3 protein-coding genes are annotated in these 1,587 nt (G+C 73.9%); 1 reads left to right on the top strand and 2 read right to left on the bottom strand.

Going from position 1 to position 1,587, the window contains the following annotated elements; genetic code table 11:
• Together H5J29_RS36030 and H5J29_RS32070 are read right to left on the bottom strand one after the other, a co-directional pair.
• Positions 1-146: siderophore-interacting protein (locus tag H5J29_RS36030; protein WP_181784663.1), on the bottom strand; the 146-nt coding region annotated here is incomplete at its 3' end.
• 12 nt (positions 147-158) lie between these two features.
• On the bottom strand, positions 159-731 hold the full coding sequence (locus tag H5J29_RS32070; protein ID WP_181784664.1) for a TetR/AcrR family transcriptional regulator: 573 nt from the start codon (positions 729-731) through the stop codon (positions 159-161).
• A gap of 55 nt (positions 732-786) precedes the next feature.
• On the opposite strand from H5J29_RS32070, the gene H5J29_RS32075 reads away from it, so the two are divergent.
• The coding region (locus tag H5J29_RS32075) for an o-succinylbenzoate synthase (protein WP_312858502.1) at positions 787-1,587 on the top strand (801 nt) is incomplete at its 3' end.

A 1,587-nucleotide genomic window follows, 5' to 3' on the forward strand; every position in this document is an offset into this window, starting at 1 on the left:
ACCGGGAAGAACATCTTGATCCGACGGTCCGGGCCGTCCCCGGGGAAGCCGGTGAGCTCGTCCCCGGTGAGGGTCACGCGGATCATCTTCGGGGTCACGGCGGTGCGGCGGCGTACCTGCAGGAGGCGGGGGGCGGTCGTCGTCATGGCCGGCCCAGGTTACCGATGCGCCAACCCGGTCCAGGCGAGGTCCATCAGGTACTCGGTCGCCTGCTCCGCCGTCACGCTCGGATCCTGCTTGCGCCAGTGGGCGAGCCGCTCGCACGCCCCGACGATCACCTGCGCCCAGCCCTGCAGCCGCGCCGCGTCGGCCGCGGGGTCCGCCGCGCCGAGCAGCGACGCGATGAAGTCGGTCTGCTGGGCGCGGATGCCCTCGACGGCCTCGGCGGTGACGGCCAGGTCCGCGTACACCAGGGCGGACCCGGGGCGTTCGTCGAGGAAGCGGAAGAAGGCGAGGGTGCCGCGCCGGAGCATTTCCTCGGGGTTCGTGGCGCCCTCCACCGCGGCGGTGGTGACCTCTAGCAGCGAGGTCCGCGCCTGCGTGACGCAGGCGAGCAGCAGCCCCTCCTTGGAGCCGAAGTGCGTGTACAGCACGGGTTTCGTGACGCCCACGCGCTCGGCCACCGCGTCCATCGACGCGTTGGCGTAGCCGCGTTCGGTGAACACCGCGACCGCCGCGTCGAGGATCTGCCGCTCACGCTCGGCGCGCGACACCCGACGCCTGGTCTCCACGGGCCGACCCTACCGCTGGTCACACGCAGGGTGGCGACGAGCGCGGACCCGTCCCGTGACTACCGTCGAGGTCGTGGACTCCGCGGCGGTGTACTCGATCCCGATGACCACCCGGTTCCGCGGGATCACGGTGCGCGAGGGGTTGCTGTTCCGCGGCCCGGCGGGCTGGGGCGAGTTCTGCGCCTTCCCCGAGTACGCCGACGCCGAGGCGGCGGCCTGGTTCGCCGGGGCGCGCGAGGCGGCGTTCGAGGGCTGGCCCGAGCCGGTGCGCTCGCGGGTCCCGGTCAACTACATCGTCCCGGCCGTCGCCCCGGAGCGGGCGGCGGACATGGTCCGGGCGAGCGGCTGCGCGACGGCGAAGGTGAAGGTCGCCGACCACCCGGACTCGGCGGGGGAGGACCTCGAGCGGGTCGCGGCCGTCCGGGACGCGTTGGGCGCCGCCGGGCACGTGCGGGTGGACGCGAACACCCGCTGGTCGGTCGACGAGGCGGTGCGCGAGATCCGCGCGCTCGACCGGGCCGCCGGTGGGCTGCAGTACGTGGAGCAGCCGTGCGCGACGATCGAGGAGCTCGCCGCGGTGCGGCGGCGGGTGGACGTGCCGATCGCCGCCGACGAGGCGATCCGCCGCGCCGCCGACCCGCTCACGGTGTCGGTGCGGGAGGCCGCGGACATCGCGATCCTGAAGTGCCTGCCGTTGGGCGGGGTGCGGAGGGCGCTGCGGGTGGCCGAGGCGGTCGGGCTGCCGTGCGTGGTGTCGTCGGCGTTGGAGTCGAGCGTGGGGCTGGGAAAGAGTGTACCGCTTGGCGTGGAAGATCCCGGTCTTCGCCATCACCAGGCCCTCGTAGCCCTTGAGCCC

Origin of the sequence: Pseudonocardia pini, assembly GCF_013870575.1 — a bacterium.
Classification (GTDB): Bacteria; Actinomycetota; Actinomycetes; order Mycobacteriales; family Pseudonocardiaceae; genus Pseudonocardia; species Pseudonocardia pini.